Below are 26,243 nucleotides of genomic sequence, written 5' to 3'. Positions count from 1 at the left end.
CTCTATCCTATGACGGCAAAGGGCGCTTTGCCCGTGGTGAGCGGATAAAAAACAGGGCATCGGAATTCCGATGCCCTGTTTTTTCGCGATTAAATACGCCAATGTGCTAAAAATTCCCTTAGGTGGGGATCCTCCGGCGCGTCCAGCAGTTGGCGAATGGGACCCTCCGCTACGATCTCCCCTCGATGGAGAAAGATCATCCGCCGGCATAGGCGCGCCGCCTGGGCCAGGGAATGGGTGGCCATGAGCACGGTGCAGCCCGTCTCCCGCTGATACTCCAACAGCGCCGCCTCCACCAGATCGTTCCCCGCGATGTCGGTGGCGGAGGTGGGCTCATCCAAAAGAAGCAGTTTCCGGGGTCGGACGATCATCCGGGCAAAGGCCATCCGCTGGGTCTCGCCTCCCGAAAGCCGGCTGCCGTTTTCCCTTGCCATGTTCTCCATGCCTACCCGGCCAAGAGCGGCCAGCGCCGCCTCCTCCGGGCGCGGGTAGGAGGATGATAGGGCCATGGTCACATTTTTCAACACGCTCCTCTGGAACCCGTAGGGACGCTGAGGCAGATAGCCCACCTGACCGGACTCCTCCGGCAAACGCATCCGGCCGGCATCGGGGACAAGCACCCCGGCCAGAATGCGCAGCAGAGTGGATTTCCCAGAACCATTTGCCCCCAATAGGGCATAGGTTTGCCCCTCCAGCAAGGTTAGCGCCGGTATGTTTAGCACCCGGCGGCCTTGATAGGTTTTGCTCAGGGATACCAGTTCCATCATGGCCGCTCCTCCTGCAGTTTGCCGGCAAGGGCGTTGATCACAAAGGCGATGAGGAGCAGGAGAATGCCCAGGGCCACTGCCAAGCCAAAGTTGCCCTTATTGGTCTCCAGCATGATGGTGGTGGTCATCACCCGGGTCTTGTACTGGACGTTGCCTCCCACCAACTGGACGGCTCCTACCTCGGAGATGGCCCTTCCGAATCCGGTTAGCACCACGGACACCAGCTGGGGCCGGCATTCCCGCAGGATCAGCCATAGGGTTCTGGACCGGGAAAGGCCGATGCCCGCCGCAGTCTCCATCACTGCCGGAGCTTTTGCCGATACCATGGAGGAGGTGAGCCCCGTGACGATGGGGGTAATAAGCACCACCTGGGCGATGACCATGGCGGGCACCGAAAACAGCAGCCGCAGGCTGCCCAGAGGGCCGCTCCGGGAAAGGAGCAAAAACACGATCAATCCCGCCACCACCGGAGGCAGGCCCATCAGGGTGTGGATTATCTTTAGAATCAGCTTGCGGCCCCTGAACTTCCCGGTGCCCAGCAACACCCCCAGGGGCACGCCGATACACACCGCAATGGCGGTGCTGGACAGGGACATCTTAAGGGTAACCCATAGAATTTGCCGAAGCTCCCAATCGGCTCCAAACAATAGTCCCAGGGCCTCCGCGAATACTTCCATCGGTGCGTTCCTCTCCTCTTCCAAGGGACCGGAAAACGCCGGCCTGATGACCCGCGCTCCTATAAAGAAAAGGGGCAGGCGGGTTTCCCCTCCTGCTCCCCTCTTGCTCAACCGTTATTTTTCCAGCACATAGAACAGGGCCTCGCCGTACTCTTCCTTGCCGTACTCGGCGATGAGGTCCAGGGCTTCCTGGGAGGTGATCCACTGGATGAAGGCGTTAGCGCCATCGGTGTTGGTGTCAGGATGCTTCTCCGCATTCACGGCGATGACGGAATAGGTATTCTTCATCTCATCGGACTTCTCCAGAAGCAGTTCCAGATCCAGGTTCTCCTTCATGGACAGATAGGTGCCTTTATCGGTAAGGATATAGGCGCCCCGCTCATTGGCCTGGTTCAGGCAAGCGCCCATGCCAGCGCCGGCGGAGATGTAGAAATCCTGTCCATCGGGTTCGATCTCGGCAGCCTGCCAGATCTTTTTCTCTGCGTTGTGGGTGCCGGAGTTGTCTCCACGGGACACAAACTGGGCGCCCTCGGTGTTGGCGATGGCCTTAAAGGCATCGGTGGCGGTGGCACAATCCTTTACTTTGGCGGGATCATCGGCCGGCCCTACGATGACAAAGTAGTTGTACATGAAGGGAATCCGCTCTACGCCAAAACCGCTGTTGACAAACTCTTCCTCAGCGGACTTGGAGTGCACCAGGAGGCAGTCGGCGTCGCCGCTCTCGCCCAGCTTGATGGCCGCGCCGGTGCCATTGCTGGTGATCTCCAGCTTGTAGCCGGTCTTGGCCTCAAAGGTGGGCTGGAGGTAGGGCAGCAACCCGGAATCGTTCACCGAGGTGGTGGTGGACAGGCGGATAGTGGGGTTCTCGGGAGTGGGGACAGCGCTCTGTTCGGGTTCTGTAGCGGTTCCGCCGCAGCCAACCAGAGCCAGACCCATCACCACGAGAACTGCCAGCAGCAGGGACAGTCTCTTTTTCATGGGAATCGTTCTCCTTTCCAATTCGGGAGGCATGTCCGTTTCCAGATATGCCCTAGCGTCCCTAATCCACGGAGGAATCTCCAAGGGCTTAGGGATCGGAGCCCGTATGCTATGGGAATTATACCCTAAAGCGGTGCAAAATTCTAGTTGCCCAGTCAAATAACCGGGAAAAACATCTTGAAAAAACCATGATATTTTGTTAAATTCCTTTTTTCTCCGTAGATTCCTTCTGTCAAAGCTGGACAAACCATGTCCCGGGGTATATTATTACAATATTGTAATAATCGGAGGTGCTCCATGAACCCCAGTCGTTCTCCCTATCGCCAGCTGCTTTGGATCCTCCTTCTAACGGTGGCGGGAGCCGTCATAGCACTGCTCCTCTATGTAATCCTCACCCCCGGCCTCTCCTTGGATTATGAGGGCACCCTGCTAATGGGGGGCACCGTTCTGCTTGCGATTCTCATCGCCGGTACATTCTTCATCCGAACCCGGGAAACGGGATTGCAAAAGCAGCGGGCGGGAGCCCTCCTGATGGGCGGCCTGTTGATGGGATACGCCCTGGTTCTGCTGATCTTCCTATTCTTTGGCGGAGTGCGGCGATACGGTGGAAACGGGGGTTGGGCCACGCCTCTGGCGCTGCGGGCCAACTTTATCCCCTTCCACACCATCGGGTCCTATCTATCGGCCTGGGCCAACGATACCATCAACCAAAACATCGTAGTGGAAAACCTTCTGGGAAATCTTTTTCTCTTTGCACCGGTAGGCGCCGCCCTTCCCTGCCTATTTCACCGTCAACGCAGATTTTGGATCTTCCTTTTTACTATGTTGGCAATACTTCTTCTGGTGGAAGGCGTACAGCTCTTTACCGGCACCGGCAGCTGTGATGTGGACGACGTAATTTTAAATCTGGCCGGCGCCCTTCTGGCATACGGGATGGTAGCGATTCCCCCCGTGAAGCGGTTGCTTCAAAAATGCTATCTAGCGCAGCCATGATCCCCTTAACCAAAGCCCAGGCCCGCCGGTTTCTTCTTCTCAAACAGGGGCTTCTAGGTGCCCGTCGGTTTGAGGGCAAACAAGGGGTGCTCGACTACATCGCCCAAGCGGGATGCATCCAGTTCGATCCCGTGGACATCTGCGGAAAAAGCCCCGAGATCGCGCTCCAGGCGCGGGTCAAGGGCTTCCGCAAATCCATGCTGTATACCCTATTATACCGGGATCGGGCGCTTGTGGATCATTTTGATAAGATGATGGCCATCTTTCCAACGGCTGATTGGCCTTACTTCCACGGCGTGCGCGCCCAGTATCAGAGCCGGATAAGAAGCCATCAGGCGGTGGAAACCGTAGCCCAGGAGATCCTGGACGCCGTGGGGCGCATGGGATATGCCTGTTCCCGGGATCTGAACTATCCTCAGAAGGTGGACTGGTACTGGAGCAATACCAATCTGGCCCGGGCCGCTCTGGAAGCCCTATACTTCCGTGGGGATTTGGTAATCCACCACAAGGAAGGAACCGTCAAATACTATGCCCGGGCCCAGGACTGCCTGCCCCTAGAATTGCTCTCGGATCAAGATCCCTTTCCCTCTCCCCTGGACGGCCTCTGCTGGCGGGTGGCCCGGCGTGTCGGCGGCGTAGGGTTGCTCTGGAACCGGGCCTCCGACGCCTGGCTGGACGTGCGGAAGCTTTCCGCCAAAGACCGAAATGCCACCTTCTACCGGCTCACAACGGAAGGCCATCTCCTTCCGGTGGCGGTGGAGGGGCTGTCGGAACCCCTCTACTGTCTCCGCTCCGACCGGGCACTCTTGGAAAGCGCCTGTAGCAATATCCGGTTTCGAGCGCGAACAGAGCTTCTGGCTCCCCTGGATAATCTGTTATGGGATCGAAAACTTATCCAAGCTCTCTTTGACTTTTCCTACAAGTGGGAGGTATATACGCCCGCCAAGGACCGGCAGTATGGCCATTATGTGCTGCCCATTCTGCAGGGGGAACGGTTCATCGGCAGAGCGGAGCCCGTCTGCGACCGTAAGGCTGGAATCCTCCGTATCCAGGGCCTGTGGCTGGAGCCGGAGGTCAAGATGACAAAGGCCCTAAAGGGCCAGCTGCTTCGGTGCTTTACCCGGTTCGCTAAGTTGAATGGATGCCAAGCCGTGGAGTGGGAACGGCCCTAGCGGCTTTCCTTTCGCGCCATCCCTCCGCCCATGAAGCACAAGCGGGGCGGCGCAACATCGGCTTTGCGGAAAAACGGATAAAAAAACACCAGGCGTCAAAGCACACGCCACATAAGGCAGTAATTTCAAAATACTAACTTATGGGCGTTGCAAAAGGGCAAAACAAAAAGATGAATACCGAGAAGAACTGTAAAAGGTTTTTCTCGGTATTTTCTGTTTATAGCGGTACATTCGACTATCAAACCGCCTTTGAGTACAATTATGGTAGAAAATCAAAGGAGGAAAAAATATGGGCAAATTTATAGAAGAATTCTATTACGGCAACATTGACCCGCAGGCACGAAGCACCAAGCAGAACAAAGCCGTGCAGAAACAAATGGAGGTTTTGATGCTCAATGAGGACTTTTTGACCGAAAGGCTTTCCGGCGAAAACAAAAAGAAATTCCTTGACTTTGTAAATGCGTGGAGCGTGGTAAACGGCGAATCCAATCTCGACAGTTTTATGATGGGATTTCGCTTGGGAGCAAACTTTGCATACGATACCTTTGTAGCAACCGATACCCCATTTCAAGACTTGCTGAAGGAGTGAGTGATATGCGTGATAAGAAGTATTACATAGCACTTGATGATTTTGAATGGCGGGTGGTTGTGAACTGCTTGAATGAAATGCGAAACAACCTTATTGCTAATGATTTCTTCCAAATGATGATGAAGAATTACGAACGGGAACAAAAGGAACTCACAATGGCTGTTGCCAATGGGGAGCAAGTATTACAATCTTCGGAACAAAAATCTGCTGACACAAGGCTTTTAATCCGTACCTTTAGAGAAATGACGGATATTAAGGAACTGACACCGATTATTGTGAATAAACTGATTGAACGCATCGAAGTTCACAATAACGATAAGACCAGCGGTCATTGCTATGTAAAAGTGGATGTTTACTTCACCGGTGTAGGAATGATTTCAATCCCAAGCGAAGAAGAACTCCTTGCTATGATGGAGGATATACGAAAGAATCCGGAGGAATACCGCCTTGCCGCATAGCAAAAGGAAACGGTGCAACCCCTTTTACGGGGTTACACCGTACCTTACATAAAATACTTCCTTACGTGGTCTGTCCTAACTGACGTCCGGTGTTTTTATCGTTCAAAATTATTCCACGGTGACGGATTTTGCCAGATTCCGGGGTTTATCGGGATCCAGGCCACGCTGAACCGAGCAATAATAGGCGAACAGCTGCGCCGCCACCACGCTGACCATTCCCGCCAGAGCGCCGTGGGTCCGGGGAATACAGATGGCTTCATCCACCTGATCCAGAATGGCGGAGCAGTCCTTATAGGTCACCGCCAGCACATGAGCGCCCCGGGCCTTTACCTCCCGGATGGCGGAGACCATCTTTTCCAGAAGAACATCCTGGGTGCATACGGCGATGACCAGGGTTCCCTCCTCGATCATGGCGATGGTGCCGTGCTTCAATTCTCCCGCCGCCATGGCCTCGCTGTGGATATAGCTGATCTCCTTTAGCTTTAGGGAGCTCTCCATGGTGGCCGGATAATCCAATCCACGGCCGATGAAGAACACGTCCCGGTGGTGGAAATGCCGGCCCGCCGCGCGCTGGACGGCCCCTTGATCCTGCAAAATCTCCTGTATGCGGGCGGGAACCTCCGTAAGTGCTGTGAGAATCTCCCGATAGGCGGCCTCCTCCACGGTGCCCCGGACCCGGCCCAGCTCCAGAGCCAGAAGCACCAGAGCGGCTAGTTGGGTGGTGTAAGCCTTGGTGGAGGCCACGGCGATCTCCGGCCCCGCCCAGGTATAGAGGACGGAATCGGCTTCCCGGGCCACCGTGGAACCCACCACGTTGGTGATGGCCAGCACCCGGGCGCCGCCTTCCTTCATGGTGCGAAGGGCGGCGATGGTATCCGCCGTCTCCCCTGATTGGCTGATGACGATACACAGGTCATCCCCATGGATGATGGGGCGGCGATAGCGGTACTCGCTGCCGATGTCCACCTCCACCGGAATTCGGGCCAGATCCTCCATAATATATTTGCCCACCAAGCCCGCATGATAGGCGGTGCCGCAGGCACAGATCACCACGCGCCGAGCGGCGGAAAGGGCTTCCTCCGTGATCTCCGAAAGGGCGATACGCCCATCCCTTACCCGAGGGGACACCGTCTCCCGGATGGCCTGGGGCTGCTCCATCATCTCCTTGAGCATGAAATGGGCATAACCGCCCTTTTCAGCGGCAGATACATCCCAATCCACATGGAAGGGCTGGAGCTCCACCGGATCCAGATTGGCGTCCACCACATGGACCCTCTCCCTGGTCACCACCGCCACATCGCCATCCTCCAGGAGGATCACCTCCCGGGTGTGGGTGAGCAGGGCGGGGATATCGCTGGCGATGAAGTTCTCCCCCTCCCCCAAACCGATAACCAGGGGGCTGTCCTTTCGTGCGCAGACGATCCGATCCGGCTCCCGCACCGACATCACCGCCAGAGCATAAGAGCCCCGAAGCCTGGTCATGGCCAGGTGCAGCGCCCGCACCAGGTCTCCTTGGTCGTAGTGGCTCACCAGATGGGCCACCACTTCGGTATCGGTATCGCTGGCAAAGCGGTAGCCGCGATCCATCAGCCAGCGTTTGATCTCCAGGTAGTTTTCAATGATGCCGTTGTGCACAAGCGCGATGTCCCCCGCCATACTGGTGTGGGGATGGGAGTTTACGTCCGAGGGTTCCCCATGGGTGGCCCAACGGGTATGGCCGATTCCCATGGTTCCCTGCAAAGGATGCTCCCGCAGCTTTTCCTCCAGCCGGTCTACCCGACCCTTGGTCTTTACCACCGAGACGGTTTCCCCGTCCATGACCGCAATCCCGGCGCTGTCATAGCCTCGGTACTCCAAGGCATGAAGGCCGTCCAACAACAAAGCCGCCGCGGGCCGTTTGCCCACGCAGCCAATGATTCCACACATCTTTGGATTTCTCCTCACAACTGAATTTACGCCACGATCCCGCTTTGTTGGTGGATTGCTCCACGGTTTTGTGGGGATTCAGCCGGCGCAGAGCTCTTGGGGCATCCGCCGAATCTTTCGATTACCCCAAACCTCGTCAACTGGTTTCCCAGCCCTGGCGCTAATGTTTCCCGTACGTCTCGTTTTTCCGCCCCTCCCAGGCGTTTGGATTATACGGACCGTTTTCACGTGATGGCGATCATACCATATTATGTGGGGAAATGCAATGTTGTTTTGTTCTTTTTTTCGTTATTTTACAAAAAAATCCCGTTGGATTCACTATGTTGTTTTTGTTCCTTCCCCTGGTCTTTCCCTCCAATTTATGGTATATTATGAAAGCGCACAAATCACATGCAGCTGTTTCTGCGGAGCCTTTACCGGCATCCGAGGCAGTTCTGTTTTTTCATTTTAAATCATTGCGGGGCGGCTTTCTCCGTCCGGCAAAGGAGGTATTTCCATGGTTTACAGAGATTTTGGTACCCTTGACCGGCCGGTTTCCCTCTTGGGTTTCGGCTGCATGCGGCTGCCCACCGAGCCCACCCCCGACGGCGATAAGCGGCCTATCCAGGCCGAGGCCAACCGTTTGCTTCGGGCGGCGGTAGACGCTGGGGTCAACTACTTCGATACCGCTTATCCCTACACCGGCGGATTCAATGAAGCCGCCGTAGCGGAGGCCCTCCGCGATGTGCGGCACCAGGTGACCATCGCCACCAAGCTGCCCATCTTTATGGTCAAAGAGGCCGCCGACCTGGACCGCTTCTTGAACGAGCAGTTGGAGCGGCTCCAGACCAATAAAATCGATATCTATCTCATCCACGGCCTGGGCCTCAAGCGGCTGGACCTCTTTTTGGAGCTGGGCGGCCGGGAGTTCCTGGACCGGGCTCTGGCACAGGGGAAGATCGGCATGGCGGGCTTTAGCTGCCACGATGGCTATGATGGATTTCAGAAGACCCTGGACAGCTATGATTGGGGCATGACCCAGGTACAGTTCAACATCATGGATAAGTTCAACCAGGCCAGTGTAAAGGGCATCGAATACGCCGGCAAAAAGAATGTGCCGGTGGTGATCATGGAGGGCCTCCGTGGCGGGGATCTAGCCCGGGCCCCCAAGGCGGTTCAAGACATCTACGATGCCACCGGCAAGGGCTGGACGGCGCCGGAGTGGGGCTTCCGCTTCATCGCCGACTATCCCCAGGTGAAGTGCATCCTCTCCGGCATGAATACCATGGAACAGCTTACGGATAACCTGCGCATCTTCAGTGATCTTGTCCCCAACGCCTTTACCCAGGCGGAGTTTGACGTCTGCGACCGGGTCCGGGAAACCTATGAAACCCTGATCCAGGTTCCCTGTACCGGGTGCAGCTACTGTCAGCCCTGTCCTCAAAACGTCCGCATCCCCTACATCATGACCCAATACAACCGGGTAACCATGTTTGACGCCATGGAGGACAGCAAAAAGCTCTATGACGATACCGTAGCCAGCGGGCGGGGCGCGGACCAGTGTGTGCAATGCGGCCTCTGTGAGCCCAAGTGCCCCCAGAACATCCCCATCATCGAGAAGCTTCAGGAGATTCATCGCTTCTTCAACCGATAGGTTTCAAAAAAGGCCTGGCCGCTCCCGGCCAGGCCTTTTTTGTCCCCTTTTTGTTTTCATATTTTGGAAATTCATTCCTGGCTCTTCCATCCAGCGCCGGAATATTGTATATGTATTTTTACATGGAAGGCATATGTATATCAATGGCGCCCCTTAAGGCGCCATCGGAAAAGGAGTGGTTCTTATGCAATACCGCGAACTGGGTTCTTTGGGCAAGGTTTCCCTTTTGGGAATGGGCATCATGCGCATCCCCGCAGAGCCCACCGCCGAGGGTGGAGAACGGCCCATCCAGGCCATCACCGATGAGTTGGTGAAGACCTGCATCGAGAACGGGGTCAACTACTTTGACACCGCCCGGGCCTATCATGACGGCAACAACGAGCGCTCTCTTGGCATCGCCATCGCCCCTTACCGGGAAAAGGCTCTCATCGCCACCAAGCTGGCCATGGGGTACATCCACGAATACGCCGATTACATGCGGGAGCTGGACAAAAGCCTGGAGCGGCTCCAGACCGATCACATCGACGTATACCTGATGCACAATTTTGGTCTGAAGCGGCTGGACGCCATGCTGGAGCTGGGCATCACCCGGTTCCTGGACGAAGCGCTGGCCTGCGGCAAGATCCGCATGGCAGGCTTTAGCTGCCACAACGGCTACGAGGGATACAAAAAGACCCTGGACAGCTACGACTGGGGCATGGTTCAGGTACAGTACAACATCCTGGATAAATTCAACCAAGCCACCATCCAGGGCTTGGACGACGCCTATCAAAAGGGCACCTCCGTGGTGATCATGGAAGGACTCCGAGGCGGCGATCTGGCCCGGGTACCCAAGGCGGTTCAGGAGCGGTATGACGCCACCGGTCTTAAGCGCACGCCTCCGGAGTGGGGCTTCCGGTTTGTGGCGGATCATCCCGCCGTTAAGTGCATCCTTTCGGGCATGACCGCAAGGGAGCAGCTGGAGGAGAATCTTAAGATCTTCGACACCCTGCCCCCCGCCGGCTCTATGACCGAAGAGGAAAGCGCCATGTACGACGACATCCGGGCCATCTACGCCGGCCTCACCAACGTGGGTTGCACCGGCTGCAACTACTGCCAGCCCTGTCCTCAGGACGTGTACATCCCCCAGATCTTCAACCAGTACAACCGGGTCTCCATGTTTGACGCTGAGGAGGCCGCCCGTGAGCACTATCTGGATATTCTCAACAAGCAGGGCCGGGGTGTGGACAAATGCGTGCAGTGCGGCCTGTGCGAGACCAAGTGCCCCCAAGGGGTGCCCATAATGGAGAAGCTGAAGGAGGCCCACGCTTTCTTTACAAAGTAACGGGATTCCGCTAAAATAGAGCGCCGCCCCAAGCGGCGCTCTATTTATTAGGAGGTGCATCATGGCGTTTTCCATTGAAAGCTGGCTACACTCGTTTTCCACAAAGCTGCAAGGGGCCTTTGGCTCCCGGCTACTGTTTCTAGGGCTCCAGGGAAGCTGGCGGCGGCAGGAGGCTGGGCCAAACAGCGACATCGACCTGGTGACCGTCCTGGACCGGATCGCCTTAGCGGATCTGGAAACCTATCGGGATTTGGCCGCTTCTATGGAAGGAGCCTATCCCCCCTGCGGATTTCTCTCGGGAGCGGAGGAGCTCCGTGCCTGGCCTAAACAGGACGCCTATCAGCTTTTCCGGGACACCCGGCCCATACTGGGTTCTCTCCACGGGTTGCTGGGGCCCTTCTCCCGGGAGGACATCCGGGAAGCGGTGGCGGTGGGAGCCGCCAACCTATACCACAGTGCCGTTCACGCCTATCTCTATGAGGATGCCCCTACCGCCCAGCTATCCGGCCTATACAAGGGCGCCTATTTCGTCCTGCGGGCCAAGCATGAGCTGGCTACCGGGGAGGCCACCGCCACCAAAGCGGAGCTCTTTTCCCGGCTGACGGGGGAGGACCGGATCATCCTAGGCCGCTCCATGGAGGCCGCCGAAGAGGATCCCGCCCTTTACGGGGAGCTCATCCAGTGGGCGGGACGGCTCATCGTCCAATACGGAGAATAGAAAAAGCCCTGGAACACCAGGGCTTTTTCATTGGAAGCCGTCAACCTTTTTTGGCCCGGCTCTGTTCCTTCATCCGCTGACTGTTGTTGAGGGTGCGCTTGCGGAGCCGCAGGTTTTGGGGGGTCACCTCCAAAAGCTCATCGTCCGCCAGAAATTCCAGGCATTCCTCCAGGCTCATCCGCCGGGGCGGCACCAGTCGCAGGGCCTCGTCGCTGCCCGACGCCCGCATATTGGTCATCTGCTTCTTTCGGCAGACGTTGACGGCGATGTCGTCCTGCTTGGGGGAATATCCCACCACCATGCCCTCGTACACCGGGGTGCCGGGGCCAATGAACAACACGCCCCGGTCCTGGGCCCCAAAGAGGCCGTAGGCCACCGCTTCCCCGGTCTCAAAGGCGATCAGGGAGCCGGTAAACCGCCGGGTCACCTCTCCCCGGAAGGGCTGGTAGCTGTCGAACACCGAGTTCATGATGCCCTCTCCCCGAGTATCCGTCAAAAACTCGCTGCGGTAACCCAGCAGGCCCCGGGAGGGAATTAAATATTCCAGCCGGGTGCGGCTGCCCTGGGGGGTCATTTGGAGCATCTCCCCCTTTCGCTGGGCGATCTTCTGCATGACGGCCCCCACGCTTTCCTCGGGTACGTCGATGACCAGCCGCTCCACCGGCTCAAAGCGCTTGCCGTCCACCTCCCGGTACAGCACCCGGGGGGTGCTGACGGAGAACTCATACCCCTCCCGGCGCATGGTCTCGATGAGGATGGATAGGTGCATCTCACCTCGGCCAGCCACCAGGAAGCTATCGGTGCTGTCCCCGTCCTTGACCCTTAGGGACACATCCTTTAAAAGCTCCCGGTACAGCCGTTCCCGAAGCTGGCGAGAGGTGACAAACTTCCCCTCCCGGCCCGCAAAGGGGCTGTCGTTTACCGAGAAGGTCATCTCGATGGTGGGCTCGCTGATCCTGGCAAAGGGCAGGGCCTCGGGCTGGCTCAGGGAGGTGATGGTCTCCCCGATGGTGATGTCCACCAGGCCGCTGATGCAGACGATATCCCCCATCCGGGCGGATTCCACCGCCGTCCGCTTCAGGCCATCGATCTGGTAGAGGTTGACCACCTTTGCCCGATAGGGGGCGTGCTTTTCATGGTAATCGCAGACCATGACCTCCTGCTGCTGCCGAACGGCGCCCCGCTGGATGCGCCCAATGGCGATGCGCCCCACATAATCGTTATAGTCGATGGAGGACACCAGCATCTGCAGCTCGCCCTCTCCATCCCCCTCGGGGGCGGGGATATATTCCAAAATGGTTTCAAAGAGAGCCCGTAAATCGGCGTCCTGGTGATCGGGGCTGCGGGAAGCGGTACCCGCCCTGCCGGAACAGTAGATGATGGGACTGTCCAGCTGCTCCTCATTGGCGTTGAGGTCCATCAAGAGCTCCAGCACCTCATCTACCACCTCGTGGATCCGGGCGTCCGGCCGGTCGATCTTATTGATGACGATGATGACCCGGTGGTTCATCTCCAGGGCCTTTTGCAGCACAAACCGGGTCTGGGGCATGGGGCCCTCGGCAGCGTCCACCAAGAGGATTACGCCGTTGACCATCCCCAGAGTCCGCTCCACCTCGCCGCTGAAGTCGGCGTGGCCAGGGGTGTCCACGATGTTGATCTTTACGTCTTTATAGTGCACCGAGGTGTTTTTCGCCAGGATGGTAATGCCCCGCTCCCGCTCCAGGTCGTTGTTATCCATGACCCGTTCCTCCACCACCTGGTTCTCCCGGTACACGCCTCCCTGTTTTAGCAGCTCGTCCACCAAGGTGGTCTTGCCATGGTCCACGTGGGCGATAATGGCGATATTCCGTAAATCATTCCGTATCATTGCAATTCTGCTCCTAACCGCGATCCCGATTTTCGTTGTATTGTCTGTGTTTTCACAAATGTTTATTATACAACAAGGATGTTTTTCCCGCAAACCCTCTGAAAACAAAAAAAGAAGCCTTGACGGCTTCTTTTGGTTTTTTTATAGAAGGGCCTGGTACAGCGCAAGGTACGCCTCGAACATGCCGTCCTTGCCAAAACGCCGGGATCGGGCAAGGCAAGCCTCCCGGGAAAACCTTTGTTCTTGGATCCCTCGAGCCAGTGCCTCCACATCTCCCTTATTCACCGTGAGGCCGCAGGTCTCGTCCAAGGTCTCGGGACTTCCCCCCGTGGCGTAGGTGATCACCGGGGTGCCGCAGGCCAGGGCTTCCAGGTTGGTGGTGGGAAAGTTATCCTCCCAAGTGGGATTTACGAACACCTGGGCCAGGGAGTAGAGCTGAGCCAGCTCCTCCGTGCTATCCGTCCGGGGAATCCCCTTGATCTTTGCAGGAAGCCCCTCCATCTGCTGAGGACTGAGCCCCACCAAAGCCACGGTGTATTCCTCAGGCAGCAGTTCTGCCAGTTGGCAGAAATCCCGGAGCCCCTTACGGTCTTCCCAAACGTTGGCCACCCCCAGGACGATAGGGCCGTCCCCCAGGCCGTACTTCTCCCGGGCGGTCCCTTGCCTGGGCCGGAAGGTCTCAAGGTCGATGCCGTTGGGGATCACCCTTAGGGGATATTCCCCCAGAAAGGACTCCCGCGCCAGACTCCCCAAAAAGCGGGAAGGGGTCACCACCGTCATCCGGGGCAGACCGGTAAACAGAGCTCTCTTTTTCCGGTAATTGGATTTGGAGTTGTCCAGCAACAGGCTAGCGGGGTATTCCCCCTTTTGGGGGCAGGAAAAACACCCCTCCCGCCAGCGCCCGCAGCCAACGTAATCGAAATAGGCGCAGTGGCCGGTAAAGGGCCAGCAGTCATGGAGGGTCCAGACCACCGGTTTCCCGGTCTTCCGAAGGTAATCAAACAGCAGCCCCACATGGAGGTAGTAGCCATGAAGGTTATGCAGATGGATCAGATCCGGGTCATAGGCCTCCGCCCAGAGGAGAAAATCCTTGGTGGCTCCCCGGGATCCAAATCCCGTCCGGTCTAGAAGCCGAGCGTATGCCCCATGGGCTTTCACGTCCAGATCGGTGCCGATGCGGATATGCTCCACCTCCCCCATGGGCTCCTTCCGCCCATAGGCCACGATGGATTGGTGCCCCTCTCGCTCCAGCACCCGGCTCAGATCCGCGGCGATGCGTCCGGTGCTGCCCACGCCGCAGACGGAGTTGATCATCAATACCTTCATGCTAGTTTCCCCATACCACCCGGTTTACGATCTTTACATAGCTCTGAATCAGCTTGACCACCTTTGTCGAAACGTTGGTATCCCGGTAATCGGGGGCCAGGATGCCAGTTTCCCCGTTCCTGGCCATGGCCACCGCCAGCTCCACCGCCTGATTGACCTCCTCCCCCGTAATGCCGCCCAGCACCACGGTGCCCTTATCCAACACCTCGGGGCGCTCGGTGCTGGTGCGAAGCAAAACCCCCACAAAGCCCAATAGAGCGCTCTCCTCCGACAGGGTGCCGCTATCCGAAAGCACGCAGAAGCTGTTCATCTGGAGCTTGTTGTAGTCCAGGAACCCGAAGGGGGGCAGGCTCTGCACCAGAGGGTGGAATCGGAACCCTTGGCTCTCAATGCGTTTACGGCTCCGGGGATGGGTGGAATAGATCACCGGCATCTGATACGTCTCTGCCATGTGGTTGATAGCGGTCATCAGGGAGAAGAAATGTTCCTCCTGGTCGATATTCTCCTCCCGGTGGGCGGATACCAGAATGTACTGCCCAGCCGTAAGGCCCAGCCGCTCCAGCACGTCGCTGGCCTGAATGCGCTCCCGGTTCCGTTCCAGTACCTGGGCCATGGGGGAGCCCGTCACAAAGATACGCTCCTTTGGAATCCCCTCGGACAAAAGGTATCGGCGGCTGTGCTCGGTGTAGGGCAGGTTTACGTCAGAGATGTGATCCACAATCCGCCGATTGATCTCCTCGGGCACGTTCTCGTCAAAGCAGCGGTTGCCCGCCTCCATATGGAAGATGGGAATCTTCAGCCGTTTTGCGGAGATAGCGGATAGGGCGGAGTTGGTATCCCCCAGGATCAAAAGGGCGTCCGGCCGCTCCTCTTGCAGCACCTCGTAGCTCCGGGAAATGATATTTCCCATGGTCTCCCCCAAGCCCTTTCCGGCGCTATTGAGGTAATGATCCGGCGCCCGAAGGCCCAGCTCCTCAAAAAACACCTGGTTTAGGGTATAATCCCAATTCTGGCCGGTATGGACCAGCACATGGCGGAAATACCGGTCGCAGGCCTTGATCACCTCGGACAGCCGGATGATCTCAGGACGGGTGCCTAGGATGGTCATCACCTTTAGCTTTTCCATGCTAAACCTCCTCGTAGAAGGTGTCGGGATGGAGGGGGTCAAAGCTTTCGCTGGCCCACATCACCGTCACCAGGTCGTCCCGGCCTACGTTGGTGATGGAATGGGTATAGCCGGTGGGGATATCCACCACCATAAGCCGTTCCCCCGACACCCGGTATTCCGTCACATCCTCCTGTCCAACGCGCCGAAAACGGATGAGGCCCTCCCCCTTGACCACCAGGAACTTCTCGTTCTTGGTGTGATGCCAGTGGTTGCCCTTGGTAACGCCAGGCTTTGCCACGTTGACGGACACCTGGCCCCGGTCTGGGGTACGGAGGAACTCGGTAAAGCTGCCCCGTTCATCGGCATGGGTCAGAAGGGGATAGGCGAATCCATCCTCCGGCAGATAGCTGAGATAGGCGGCATACAGCTTAGCAGTAAGGCCGTCCGGATCCAGATGGGGCACCAGCCGGTTTTCCCGGCTTTCGGCAAAAAAGCGGAGGGTGAGCTCCAAATCCGCCACGGTGATGGGATACTCCGGATACACGCCGCAGTACCGATCCCGCTGATGGGGCCGTCCCGCCAGCGCCCGGAGGAATTCCCGGCACAGGTCGTCGATATAGACCAAGGACAGACGGGCGGAGGGGTCGTTTACCGTTACCGGAAGCCCTCTGGCGATATTATGGCAGAAGGTGGCCACCACGCTATTGTAGTTAGGACGGCACCATTTGCCAAAGAGGTTGGGCAGACGGTACACATAGACCGGAGCCCCCGACCGCTCCCCATAGGCAAACACCGCTTCCTCGGCGGCCCGCTTACTCCTGCCGTAGGGGTTTTCCCGTTCTGCCTGAATGGAGCTGGACAGCACCACCGGTACCGGCCGCTCCTGGGTCAGAAGCAAATCCAGCAATTCCTGGGTAAAGCCCCGGTTGCCGGTATCGAATTCCTCTGGATCCTGGGGCCGGTTTACCCCCGCCAGGTGAAAGACAAACCCGGCTCGGGACACATACTCCCTAAGCCGGGCCGGGGAATCCGCGACATCGTAGCAAAGGACCTCCCGCCGGGGGTCCTCCTGCATGAGCCACTGCACCAGGTTTTTGCCCACAAAGCCCCTGGCGCCCGTTACCAAAATGGCGTCGTTCATTTTAAGTTCTCCAATACCTCTTGCATATAGTCCAGCCGCAGCAGCAGCTGTTTGGTTCCCTCCACATCCAGGCGGGTTGTGTTGTGGGAGGTATACTCCCAGCCGTACTCCTCCTGAATCTTTCCTTCGGTAAAATATTTGTTGTAGTTCAGATCCCGGTTATCGGCGGGGATCTTGTAGTATTCCCCCAGGTCCACGGCGTGGGCCATCTCCTCTTTGGTCACCAGGGTTTCATAGAGCTTCTCCCCATGGCGGGTACCGATGTAGCTGATGGGATGATCCGGTACCCCCATCACCTCCCGAATGGCTACCGCCAAATCGCCGATGGTGCTGGCCGGGGACTTCTGCACAAAGCGGTCTCCGGGCTGGCCTTTTTCAAAGGCATAGAGCACCAGGTCCACAGCGTCGGAAAGGGACATCAAATACCGGGTCATGTTGGGGTCGGTGATGGTGATGGGCTGCCCCGAGAGAATTTGCTCCACAAACAGGGGGATTACCGAACCCCGGGAAGCCATGACGTTGCCATACCGGGTGCCGCAGATTACCGTGCCGCCGCAGGTTCTGGATTTGGCCACCATGACCTTTTCCATCAGCGCCTTGCTCATACCCATGGCGTTGATGGGGTACACCGCCTTATCGGTGGAAAGGCAGACCACCCGTTTTACCCCGTAGGCGATGGCGGCTGAGAGGACGTTCTCCGTCCCCATAATATTGGTCTTGACCGCCTCCATGGGGAAGAATTCACAGGAGGGTACCTGCTTTAAGGCGGCGGCGTGGAAGATATAATCCACCCCCGGCATCACCTGCTCCACCGAATGGTAGTCCCGCACATCCCCGATGTAGAACTTGACCTTATCGTTGCCCAGGGCCTTGCGCATATCGTCCTGTTTTTTTTCATCCCGGGAAAAGATACGAATCTCCCCGATGTCGCTGGACAAAAACCGGCGCAGGACGGCATTTCCAAAGGACCCCGTCCCCCCCGTAATCAAAAGGGTTTTATCACGAAACATAAAGAACGCTCCTATATGGCATCATTGGCATCTATAATCATGGTTATTCTACTGCATCCGTGGGGATTTTGCCACCCCAAACCGAGGAAAGAGGCTATTCCTGCATCAATTCTTCCACCTGATTCAGCCAGATGCTGGCATAGGCGTCGCTGGGCATGACCCACTGGCCTCGAGGGGAGAGGCCCACGCCATAAACGCCGGGCCCATCCGGCAGGCAGGACCGCTTGAACTGGGCCGCAAAGAATCTCTTATAGAACAGCTCCATCCAGCGAAGGATGGTGTCTTTTTCATACCGTCCATGGAAGGCCCGCTCAGCCAACCGCAAAATTTTTCTGGGCCCACTGCCGTATTTTAAGCAGTGGTACAGAAAGAAATCGTGAAGCTCATAGGGCCCTACCACCTCCTCGGTGATCTGGCCAATCTCCCCGTCGGCGCCCGGTAGAAGCTCGGGGCTCACGGGAGTATCCACGATATCCCGAATGGCCTCAGCCGCTGGGGCGTAGGCCGGCTCCTGGGCCAGCAGAAGCAGCATCTGGCGAATCAAGGTTTTGGGCAGATTGGCGTTGACCCCATACATGGACATGTGATCCCCGTTATAGGTAGCCCAGCCCAGGGCCAGCTCGGATAGGTCCCCGGTGCCCACCACCAGGCCCCCTTCCATGTTGGCCAGATCCATCAGCACCTGGGTGCGCTCCCGGGCTTGGGCGTTCTCATAGGCTGCATCCTGGGTGACCCCGTCATGGCCGATGTCCCGAAGGTGGCCCGCCACCGCTTCCCCTAGGGGAATCTCCCGCAGCTCCACTCCCAGTCCCCGGCACAGGGCCTGCGCATTTTGATAGGTACGATTGCTGGTGCCAAAGCAGGGCATGGTTACCGCCAACACCTCCTGAAAATCCCGGCCCAGCAGTTCCATGGCGCGGACCGCCACCAAAAGGGCCAAGGTGGAGTCCACCCCGCCGGAGATTCCAATGACCGCCCGCCTGGAAAAGGCACGCTCCATACGATGGGCCAGACCCTTTGCCTGGGCCGATAGGATGGTTTGGGCCAACTCTTTTGCCCGATCCTGAGGCAGCAGAAAGGGGGATGGGTTTACGGTCCGGGTGAGCTGGGTTTCGGCTATGCCCAGGGAGAAGGGGATGGCCTCTCCCCGGGAGGAGGAGCTTACACGCTCCAGATCCAATTGAGCCACCGCCAGGCCTGTCTCAAAAACGCCGGTGCGGTTTAAGGATTCCCCGGCCTCCAGCACAGCGCAGCGGCCGTCCATAACGCCGTTGGTGGTGGATTCCCCCTCCCCAGCTCCCGCCCGCAGAAGAGCGGCGCCGCACCGATGGCTGAACCCATTCAGATCCGCCATGGTCCGATCCTCCACCGAAAAAAAGGCGGCGGCGGGATTTAACAGCACCGGGGCTCGGGTTTCAAATACGTCTTCCTCCAGCCCGATGCCAAGCTCCAGTCCGGAAAGTTCCAAACAGGCCAGATGATAGCCCCAGCCCAGGGGAATGGAGCTGCCACCTCGGGAAAAAACGCCGGTCTCAGGTCCGGGAGAAAAAGGGGCCTGTGCCTCCCGCCGGGGACAGAGCCATAGCACCTCTCCTCCCCCGATGGGCGCCGCGCAGTCGTACAGCCGTCCACCTTGGCGGACCGGCAATCCCACCACCGCCAATAGATCCAGGCTCTTGGCGTTGGCAGCCAGTCGCAAAAGGGCATCCCAAGCTGCCGCCAGAAGCGCTTCCTGGCGGTACAGGTCCCCCAGGGTAGCTCCCGTTAGGCACAGCCGGGGCAGGACCATAACCTTAACCCCTTGCTCAGCCCCCCGCCGCAGGGCGGCAAGGGCGGCCCCGCCGTTATAGGCTGGATCCCCCGCCCGGATGGCAAAATTGCCGGCACCCACCGTTATGAATCCGTCTTTCATGGCTGTTTCTCCAATCTTTTCTCATAGCAATAATAGGTCTGATGGGCCGCTGGACGATGGGGGAAGGTCAAAGAGCAGACAAACCGATACCCACACCGCAGAAACAGCGCTTGAGCAAACCGGTTGTCGCTGTTGGTATCCACCCGCATCACGTCCTTGCCCTCCCTTCTGGCGATGGCCTCCGCCCACTCCATGGCTAGGCTGGCTATGCCCTGTCCTTGGTATGCCTGATCCACCGCCAGGGCGTGAACCGTTAGAGGCGCGCCTGGATATCCCCAGGCTACCCTGTCATACAACTCCCCTTGGACGGGGTCCAGGATATAGGTTCCCGCCAGGGTTCCGTCCACATAAAATCCATATAGGATCCCTCGTGACAGGGCGTCACGGGCGACCTTAACCGTGGGATACACCCCCGGCTCCCACTGCACGATACCGTTGGCCTTCTGAAAGGCGGCGGCTTGGTCATAGACCATCCCGATTTGCGCCAACTCGTCCGGCGCCGGGGGCCTCACACAAAACTCCATTGGATCGATCCTCCTACGGCCCTATTATAGCCAAAGGAGCCCCATTTGCCCAGAACAAATCAAGGGCCCGTCCGGATCTGCTGCCGGACGGGCCCCAATGCGGCGCCTCTATTGGTTTATGGGCAGGGTGATGGTAAAGACGGTTCCCTCCCCCTCTGTACTGGTTACCTGGATTTCTCCGCCGTAGGAAAGTACGATGTGCTTTACGATGGCCAGTCCCAATCCCGTTCCGCCCATGGCACGGCTACGGCCCTTATCCACCCGGTAGAACCGCTCAAAGATGCGCTCCTGGGCCTCCTGGGGAATGCCAATACCGCTGTCCGCCACCCGGATGACGCATCGATTCCGGTCCCGGCGCGCGGTGACGGACACCGATCCTCCCGGCACATTGTACTTGATGGCGTTGTCGATGAGGTTGGTAAACAGCTGACGTAGGCGGATGGGGTTCATGGGAAGCACCAGCCCAGGTTCCGCCTCCAGAGTAAGGGTTACCCCCTGTTCTTGGAGTTTGCCCCGGAAGATGCGCTCCAGATCCGAGAGGGTCTCTTCCACGTTTGCCGACAGGTTCCGCGGATCGTCCTTGCCGTTCTCAATCTCCGAGAGCTGCAGAAGGTCCTCGATGAGGGCATGAAGCCGTTCCGCCTCGATGTCGATGATCTCATAGAAATTTTCCCGGGTCTCCTGATCCCGCTCGCCGGACTTCAGCAGCTCCACATATCCCCGGATGGAGGTAAGAGGGGTCTTCAGCTCATGGGTTACGTTGGACACAAACTCGCTGCGCATCTGCTCCAGCTTTCTTAGGTGGGTCACATCCCGGATCACCGCCACCGCCCCCATGGGCTTCTCCTCCACCGTAAGGCAGGCGGTATGAACCTCCAGAATCCGCTCGGGAGTGGTGGCCAGGCTGATGGTTCCCTCGGCAGCCTCCTGGTTTTCCGCCGTCTGCCGAAGCAGGGCCGCCAGATGCAAGGCCCCGGTGCTTCCGGAAAGGGGCGCTCCCGCCGTCACATCATCCAGCCCCAGAAGCTCTCCGACCTTATCGTTGAAGATCAGGACGCGGCCGTCCTCATCCACCGCCACCACGCCATCCTGGATGCTCTGCAGCACCCCGCCCAGCTGGGACCGTTTCTCGTTGAGCTTATACAGGGTGGCCACCAGGGAGGAGGCCATATCGTTGAAGGCCGCGCCCAGCACCCCGATCTCGTCCTCGCCGGGGGTAACCCTTATATAGAGGTTCCCGGACTCCATGGATGTTGCGGCGTAGATCAGCTCATCCACCGGCCGCAGCATCCGCTTGGCCTGCCGGCGGGACAACAGCGCCGCGGCCACCACGCCCGCCACAAGGCCCACCAGGCAGCTCAACAGGATGCTGCCCCGGATGGCGTATACCTTGTCCAGATTCTGGGCGGCACGGAAAATGATGCCGTTTCTTTGGACAGCCACATAGTAGTAGTTCTTTCCGGTGGTAGCGCTCCGCCGGGTGCTGACCCCCACTTTGCCCTCCATAGCGGCGGCCACCTCGGGCCGCTGGCTATGGTCATCCAATGGAGTAAGACCCGCGCTGTCCGCCAACACCCTGCCGGTGGCGCCGTCGATCAAGGTAAGACGGATCTCCTTCCCCTCCATGGCGCTCAGCTGCTCGGCGTTCTGTTCCACATAGCGGGCCGGGTCATCGTCGGCCTCATAGGAGGCGGACATCATGGCCAGCACCCCGGTCAACTCGTTTTCCACCGCCCCCTGGTAGATGCCGTCAATCAGGGGGAACACCAGGGCAAAAGCGGCAATCAGCGCGATGATCACCGTGGTGATGGTCCCGCGGAGCATCTTTTTTCTCATTGAGGATCGTCCTCCTCATCGTTGAATTTGTAGCCTACGCCCCGAAGCGTGATGATCCAGCGGGGCTTATCGGGGGTGTCCTCGATCTTCTGACGCAGGTACCGGATGTGGACATCCACCGTCCGGGCGTCGCCGTAATAGTCCAGCCCCCAAACCTGATCCAGCAGCATATCCCGGGTAAAAACCCTTCCCTTGTTTTCCATCAACACCGCCAGAATATCGAATTCCTTCATGGTCAGATTGATGGTTCTGCCGTTCTTTGTGACCCGACGGCGATCCAAATCCATGATAAGAGGGCCGTGGGACAGCACCTTGCCGGCCCCCGCCTTGCCAAACAGGTACTCGTTCCGCCGGAGGGCCGCCTTAACCCTTGCCGCCAGCTCCTTGACGGAAAAAGGCTTTGTGATGTAATCGTCCGCTCCCAGCTCCAGGCCTACGATCCGGTCCACCTCGTCTCCCTTTGCCGTCAGCATCAGGATGGGTAAGGGGCGGGTGTTTGGGTCATCCCGCAGGATCCGGCAGATGGTCATGCCATCCGGCGGGGGCATCATCCAATCCAGGATCACCGCGTCCGGCATCCGTTTTTTGACGGCAGCCAAAAAGCTCTCCCCATCCGAAAAGGTTTGGGTGTCAAACCCGGCGTCATCCAGGCCCAGAGAGACCAGTTGCAGGATGTTTGGTTCATCGTCCACAATGTATACCAATTCAGCCATAGCGGTCTATCCTCCTAATCCATTTTTCGGGGCGCCTATTCCCCAGCGGGGGTTTCGTGTACGTTGAGGTCCAAATGCTCCCCCGTCGCCATAAAGATTACCCACTCGGCGATGTTGGTGGTATGGTCGCCGATGCGTTCGATGTATTTTGCAATGAGAAGAAGGTCCACCGCCTGCCGGACGGAGGTTCCCTTTTCGGCGATGATATTGCACAGCTCCATCACCACGGTGGAGAAGTTGTCGTCAATGATATTATCGTCCATGCAGACGGCTTTCGCAAGTTCCACATCCCGGGTGATATAGGCTTTGATGGCCCGGGCAAACATACTGCGGGCGGTGTCCAGCATAAGGGGCAGGTGGATGAGGGGTTTTACATAGGGAGCCTCCCCCATCTTGATGAGGATCTCCCCGATGTCGGCGCATTGGTCGGCGATGCGCTCCACGTCGGTGATCAGCTTTAAGGTGGCGGTAATAACTCTAAGATCCCCGGCCATGGGCTGCTGCCGGCAGATGAGGTTCATGCACATCTGCTCGATCTGATTCTCCATGCCGTCGATCTCGTCGTCCCCCTCCACCACCCGGCGGGCGGCTTCCCGATCCTGGCGCTTTAGGGCAAACAGGGTTTCAGACATGATCTCGTCCACCCGGCGGCCCATTTCGGTCAGCTCCCGGTGCAGCTTGAGCAGCTCTTTATCAAAATAGTTTCTGGTCATGGTTTCATCCTCTTTTCTTGCAGGCTGAGCCTGCACCCTTTTTGCAACCGCTCTGCGGTTGCGGGCGTACTACTATCCTACATCTTGCCGCCGGTCAGTGCCCGGTTCCATTTTGCATCCGCTACGCAGTTGCGGGTGTGTGCCTATCCAGCGCCGCTACCGATGGTCGCCATAGGTCTCCTACCACCATAATCCTTCCCGCGACATGTCTCCGGGCACGGCCCGGTGCCGATGACTTCCATAGGCTTCCTACCGCTTTAGCCCTTCCCGCGACACGTCAGCGGCGACTCGCCGCCGCTCAGCCGAAGCGGCCGGTGATGTAGTCCTCCGTCTGTTTTTCCTTGGGATTGTTAAACATGGTGCCGGTATCGCCGTACTCAATGACCTCCCCTTTGAAGAAAAAGGCGGTATTGTCGGCGATCCGGGCCGCCTGCTGCATATTGTGGGTTACGATGATGATGGTATACTTCTCCTTCAGCTGGGCCACCAGATCCTCCACCTTACTGGTGGAGATGGGATCCAAAGCGGAGGTAGGTTCATCCATCAACAGCACCTCGGGCTCCACCGCCAGGCTTCGGGCGATGCACAACCGCTGCTGCTGTCCTCCCGACAACCCCAACGCGCTTTTTTTCAGCCGGTCCTTCACCTCGTCAAACAGGGCGGCTCCCCTAAGGCTCCGCTCTACGATTTCATCCAACTGCGCCTTCTTCTTGATGCCATGAACCCGGGGACCGTAGGCGATATTGTCATATACGCTCATGGGAAAGGGATTGGGTTTCTGAAACACCATGCCCACCCGCTTTCGCAGATCGGTAAGCTCATAATCCCCGTAGATGTCCGCCCCCTCAAACAGCACCTTGCCGGTAATCCGTACCCCTTCGATGAGGTCGTTCATCCGGTTGATGGTCTTTAGAAAGGTGGTCTTGCCGCAGCCGGACGGCCCAATGAGCGCCGTTACCCGGTTGGCGTCCACATCCAGCGTGATGCCCTTTAAGGCCTCGTTTTCCCCATAAAACAGGTGTAGGTCCTTGGTCTGTACAATAGGCGTTTGAATCTGCATGGTATTACCCCCTGTTTCGTTTCTGAAGGACGTTTGCCACGGATTTGGCAAGGAAGTTGATAAAGGCCACCAGGATCAGCAGCACCGCAGCGGTGGCAAAAGACTGGCCCATATCGGTGCCCTCCTTGGCCAGAAAATACAGGTGAACGGAGAGGGTCCGTCCGCCGTTCATCAGGCTTTGAGGTACATTGACCGAACTGCCCATGGTATAGATAAGGGCGGCGGTCTCCCCCACCATCCGGCCGATGGACAGGATCACGCTGGTAAGAATCCCTCCGATGGCGCTGGGCAGCACCACCCGAAGGATGGTGGTGAGCTTGCCGGCTCCCAGGGCCAGAGACCCTTCCCGATAGGACTGAGGGATGGCTAAAAGCGCCTCCTCTGTGGTACGGATGATGATGGGCAGCACCATGATGGATAGGGTCAGCGCGCCGGACAGGATGCTGAGTTTTAGCCCGCATACCACCACAAAAAAGGCGTAGCCGAACAGTCCGTAGATGATGGACGGAATCCCGGACAGGGACTCGGTGGCAAACCGGATCAGCTCCAGCAGCGCTCCCTTCTTGGCGTACTCGCTGAGGTAGATGGCGGACAGGATGCCAATGGGTGTGGCAATGATCACCGTAAGGCCGATGAGCATCAGGGTGGAGACGATCATGGGCCAGATGCCCTCCTGTCCCAACCCGGGTTTATAAAGGGCGGAGAGGAACTCCCAGTTGATGCCGCCCAGCCCGTTGATCAAAATATATCCCACAATGGCGATGAGGGCAGCCACCGTAAAAAACGCGCAGAAATAGATGATTCCATAGGTGAAGCCGTCCTTTGCTTTGCGGCGGGTTTTGATGGAATTACGCATTGCCATTTCCCCTCCTTACCACCAGGCGGACGATGAGGTTTAGGATCATAATAAAGATGAACAGCACCACGCCGGTGGCAAACAGGGCCTCCTGGTGCAGCCCCGAAGCGTAGGACATCTCCATGGCCACATTGGCCGTCAAGGTTCGCACGGGAGAGCCCAGCCATCCGGTGATGGTCAGCCCAATGTTGGTAAAGAAGCTGCCGATGCCCAGGGAGGGATCCAACGCCACCTGGGGAATGGCGGGCCGGTTGCCCGCAACCAATACCACCGCCATGGTCTCGCCGATGGCTCGGCCGGCCCCCAGCACCACCCCGGCGATGATTCCCTGTTTGGCAGCAGGAAGAATCACCCGGAAGATGGTCTGTATCTGGGACGCCCCCAGGGCAAGGGCGCCTTCCTTATACTCCCGGGGTACCGCCTGGATGGCGTCCACGCTGATGCTGATGATGGTGGGCAGCACCATGATGGACAGGATGATGGCCACGGCCATGAGGCTGTTGCCCGGGCCTCCCAAAAGACTGCGGACAAAGGGTACCACGACCATCATGCCGAAGAATCCGTATACCACCGACGGAATGCCCGCCAGTAGATCAATGGCTGAGCGGATGACCCGGCCGGTCCTCTTTGGAGCCAGCTCCGCCAGGAACACCGCTACCATGATCCCCACAAAGGTGGAAAATGCCACCGAAAGGGCAGTGGCCAAAAGGGAGGCCACGATCATAGGGAAAATACCAAATATTTCAGCGGTGGGCTGCCAGGTGGTGCCAAAGATAAAATCCAGCACCCCGATTTTGAACATGGCGGGCGCGCCCTTAAAGAAGATGAATACCGAGATGATGGCCACCATCAGCACCGAAAGGGACGCGCAGATCAAAAACAGGCCCTTTGCTCCTTTTTCTATCATCAACTGCTTTCTCATGGCACACCTGCCCTCCAAGC

General features: G+C 58.0%; 24 protein-coding genes and 1 riboswitch. Of the genes, 7 read left to right on the top strand and 17 right to left on the bottom strand.

Going from position 1 to position 26,243, the window contains the following annotated elements; all coding sequences use genetic code 11:
* Nucleotides 1-89: 89 nt before the first annotated feature.
* From KP626_RS07455 to KP626_RS07445, 3 genes are all read right to left on the bottom strand, one after another.
* Nucleotides 90-767, bottom strand: a complete 678-nt coding sequence (locus KP626_RS07455) for an ATP-binding cassette domain-containing protein (protein ID WP_395976312.1) — start codon at nt 765-767, stop codon at nt 90-92.
* Nucleotides 764-1,444, bottom strand: coding sequence for an ABC transporter permease (locus KP626_RS07450; protein WP_395976311.1), 681 nt, complete (start codon nt 1,442-1,444; stop codon nt 764-766). The genes KP626_RS07455 and KP626_RS07450 overlap by 4 nt, the downstream gene beginning before the upstream one ends.
* A gap of 114 nt (nt 1,445-1,558) precedes the next feature.
* Nucleotides 1,559-2,422, bottom strand: coding sequence for a substrate-binding domain-containing protein (locus tag KP626_RS07445; protein ID WP_395976310.1), 864 nt, complete (start codon nt 2,420-2,422; stop codon nt 1,559-1,561).
* Nucleotides 2,417-2,535: riboswitch (molybdenum cofactor riboswitch) on the bottom strand. Its footprint overlaps the gene before it by 6 nt.
* A gap of 184 nt (nt 2,536-2,719) precedes the next feature.
* Here KP626_RS07445 and KP626_RS07440 point away from each other — a divergent pair.
* The 4 genes from KP626_RS07440 (at nt 2,720) to KP626_RS07425 (ending at nt 5,634) form a co-directional block, all read left to right on the top strand.
* Complete coding sequence (locus KP626_RS07440; RefSeq protein WP_395976309.1) at nt 2,720-3,415, top strand: VanZ family protein; 696 nt, start codon at nt 2,720-2,722, stop codon at nt 3,413-3,415.
* Entirely contained in the window at nt 3,394-4,587 is a 1,194-nt protein-coding gene (locus KP626_RS07435; RefSeq protein WP_395976307.1) for a winged helix-turn-helix domain-containing protein, read from the top strand. The genes KP626_RS07440 and KP626_RS07435 overlap by 22 nt, the downstream gene beginning before the upstream one ends.
* A gap of 289 nt (nt 4,588-4,876) precedes the next feature.
* On the top strand, nt 4,877-5,176 hold the full coding sequence (locus KP626_RS07430) for a DUF6809 family protein (RefSeq protein WP_395976305.1): 300 nt from the start codon (nt 4,877-4,879) through the stop codon (nt 5,174-5,176).
* Nucleotides 5,177-5,181: 5 nt separating this feature from the next.
* A complete protein-coding gene (locus tag KP626_RS07425; protein WP_395976303.1) occupies nt 5,182-5,634 on the top strand; it encodes a DUF4368 domain-containing protein in 453 nt (150 codons plus the stop codon).
* 108 nt (nt 5,635-5,742) lie between these two features.
* Here KP626_RS07425 and glmS read toward each other — a convergent pair whose 3' ends face one another.
* Entirely contained in the window at nt 5,743-7,560 is a 1,818-nt protein-coding gene (gene glmS / locus KP626_RS07420) for a glutamine--fructose-6-phosphate transaminase (isomerizing) (protein WP_395976301.1), read from the bottom strand.
* A 496-nt stretch (nt 7,561-8,056) separates the two neighbouring features.
* Here glmS and KP626_RS07415 point away from each other — a divergent pair, with 496 nt between their 5' ends.
* The 3 genes from KP626_RS07415 to KP626_RS07405 all read left to right on the top strand — a co-directional run bounded on the left by KP626_RS07415 (nt 8,057) and on the right by KP626_RS07405 (nt 11,235).
* On the top strand, nt 8,057-9,193 hold the full coding sequence (locus KP626_RS07415; protein ID WP_395976299.1) for an aldo/keto reductase: 1,137 nt from the start codon (nt 8,057-8,059) through the stop codon (nt 9,191-9,193).
* 184 nt (nt 9,194-9,377) lie between these two features.
* The gene (locus tag KP626_RS07410) at nt 9,378-10,517 is read left to right on the top strand and encodes an aldo/keto reductase (RefSeq protein WP_395976297.1); all 1,140 of its coding nucleotides are present in this window, start codon (nt 9,378-9,380) and stop codon (nt 10,515-10,517) included.
* 61 nt (nt 10,518-10,578) lie between these two features.
* The gene (locus KP626_RS07405; protein WP_395976295.1) at nt 10,579-11,235 is read left to right on the top strand and encodes a nucleotidyltransferase domain-containing protein; all 657 of its coding nucleotides are present in this window, start codon (nt 10,579-10,581) and stop codon (nt 11,233-11,235) included.
* A gap of 40 nt (nt 11,236-11,275) precedes the next feature.
* On the opposite strand, the gene typA is transcribed toward KP626_RS07405, so the two are convergent.
* From typA to pstC, 13 genes are all read right to left on the bottom strand, one after another.
* Nucleotides 11,276-13,102 (bottom strand): translational GTPase TypA, encoded by a 1,827-nt coding sequence (gene typA / locus KP626_RS07400; RefSeq protein ID WP_395976293.1) that lies wholly within the window; start codon nt 13,100-13,102, stop codon nt 11,276-11,278.
* Between the two features lie 141 nt (nt 13,103-13,243).
* Nucleotides 13,244-14,428 (bottom strand): glycosyltransferase, encoded by a 1,185-nt coding sequence (locus KP626_RS07395; protein WP_395976291.1) that lies wholly within the window; start codon nt 14,426-14,428, stop codon nt 13,244-13,246.
* A gap of 1 nt (nt 14,429) precedes the next feature.
* Entirely contained in the window at nt 14,430-15,554 is a 1,125-nt protein-coding gene (gene wecB / locus KP626_RS07390; protein WP_395976289.1) for a non-hydrolyzing UDP-N-acetylglucosamine 2-epimerase, read from the bottom strand.
* Nucleotide 15,555: 1 nt separating this feature from the next.
* On the bottom strand, nt 15,556-16,677 hold the full coding sequence (locus KP626_RS07385) for an NAD-dependent epimerase/dehydratase family protein (RefSeq protein ID WP_395976287.1): 1,122 nt from the start codon (nt 16,675-16,677) through the stop codon (nt 15,556-15,558).
* Nucleotides 16,674-17,687 (bottom strand): polysaccharide biosynthesis protein, encoded by a 1,014-nt coding sequence (locus tag KP626_RS07380; protein ID WP_395976285.1) that lies wholly within the window; start codon nt 17,685-17,687, stop codon nt 16,674-16,676. The genes KP626_RS07385 and KP626_RS07380 overlap by 4 nt, the downstream gene beginning before the upstream one ends.
* 94 nt (nt 17,688-17,781) lie before the next feature.
* Nucleotides 17,782-19,599: an NAD(+) synthase gene (locus KP626_RS07375; RefSeq protein ID WP_395976283.1), complete on the bottom strand. Its 1,818-nt coding sequence runs from the start codon at nt 19,597-19,599 to the stop codon at nt 17,782-17,784.
* A complete protein-coding gene (locus tag KP626_RS07370; protein WP_395976281.1) occupies nt 19,596-20,123 on the bottom strand; it encodes a GNAT family N-acetyltransferase in 528 nt (175 codons plus the stop codon). Before KP626_RS07370 ends, KP626_RS07375 begins: the two co-directional genes overlap by 4 nt.
* Nucleotides 20,124-20,231: 108 nt before the next feature.
* Nucleotides 20,232-21,959, bottom strand: coding sequence for an ATP-binding protein (locus KP626_RS07365; RefSeq protein WP_395976279.1), 1,728 nt, complete (start codon nt 21,957-21,959; stop codon nt 20,232-20,234).
* On the bottom strand, nt 21,956-22,672 hold the full coding sequence (locus KP626_RS07360) for a response regulator transcription factor (protein WP_395976277.1): 717 nt from the start codon (nt 22,670-22,672) through the stop codon (nt 21,956-21,958). Before KP626_RS07360 ends, KP626_RS07365 begins: the two co-directional genes overlap by 4 nt.
* A 35-nt stretch (nt 22,673-22,707) precedes the next feature.
* Complete coding sequence (phoU, locus tag KP626_RS07355; protein ID WP_395976275.1) at nt 22,708-23,385, bottom strand: phosphate signaling complex protein PhoU; 678 nt, start codon at nt 23,383-23,385, stop codon at nt 22,708-22,710.
* Between the two features lie 298 nt (nt 23,386-23,683).
* Nucleotides 23,684-24,445, bottom strand: coding sequence for a phosphate ABC transporter ATP-binding protein PstB (gene pstB / locus KP626_RS07350; protein WP_395976273.1), 762 nt, complete (start codon nt 24,443-24,445; stop codon nt 23,684-23,686).
* Nucleotides 24,446-24,449: 4 nt separating this feature from the next.
* Entirely contained in the window at nt 24,450-25,307 is an 858-nt protein-coding gene (gene pstA / locus KP626_RS07345; protein ID WP_395976271.1) for a phosphate ABC transporter permease PstA, read from the bottom strand.
* Entirely contained in the window at nt 25,294-26,223 is a 930-nt protein-coding gene (pstC, locus tag KP626_RS07340; RefSeq protein ID WP_395976269.1) for a phosphate ABC transporter permease subunit PstC, read from the bottom strand. The genes pstA and pstC overlap by 14 nt, the downstream gene beginning before the upstream one ends.
* Nucleotides 26,224-26,243 lie beyond the last annotated feature (20 nt).

It is taken from the genome of Christensenella sp. MSJ-20, from assembly GCF_044357945.1.
Taxonomy (GTDB): domain Bacteria; phylum Bacillota; class Clostridia; order Christensenellales; family QAND01; genus QAND01.
Note: the sequence above shows the minus strand (reverse complement) of the source record. Positions and strands in the feature narration are given on the sequence as shown.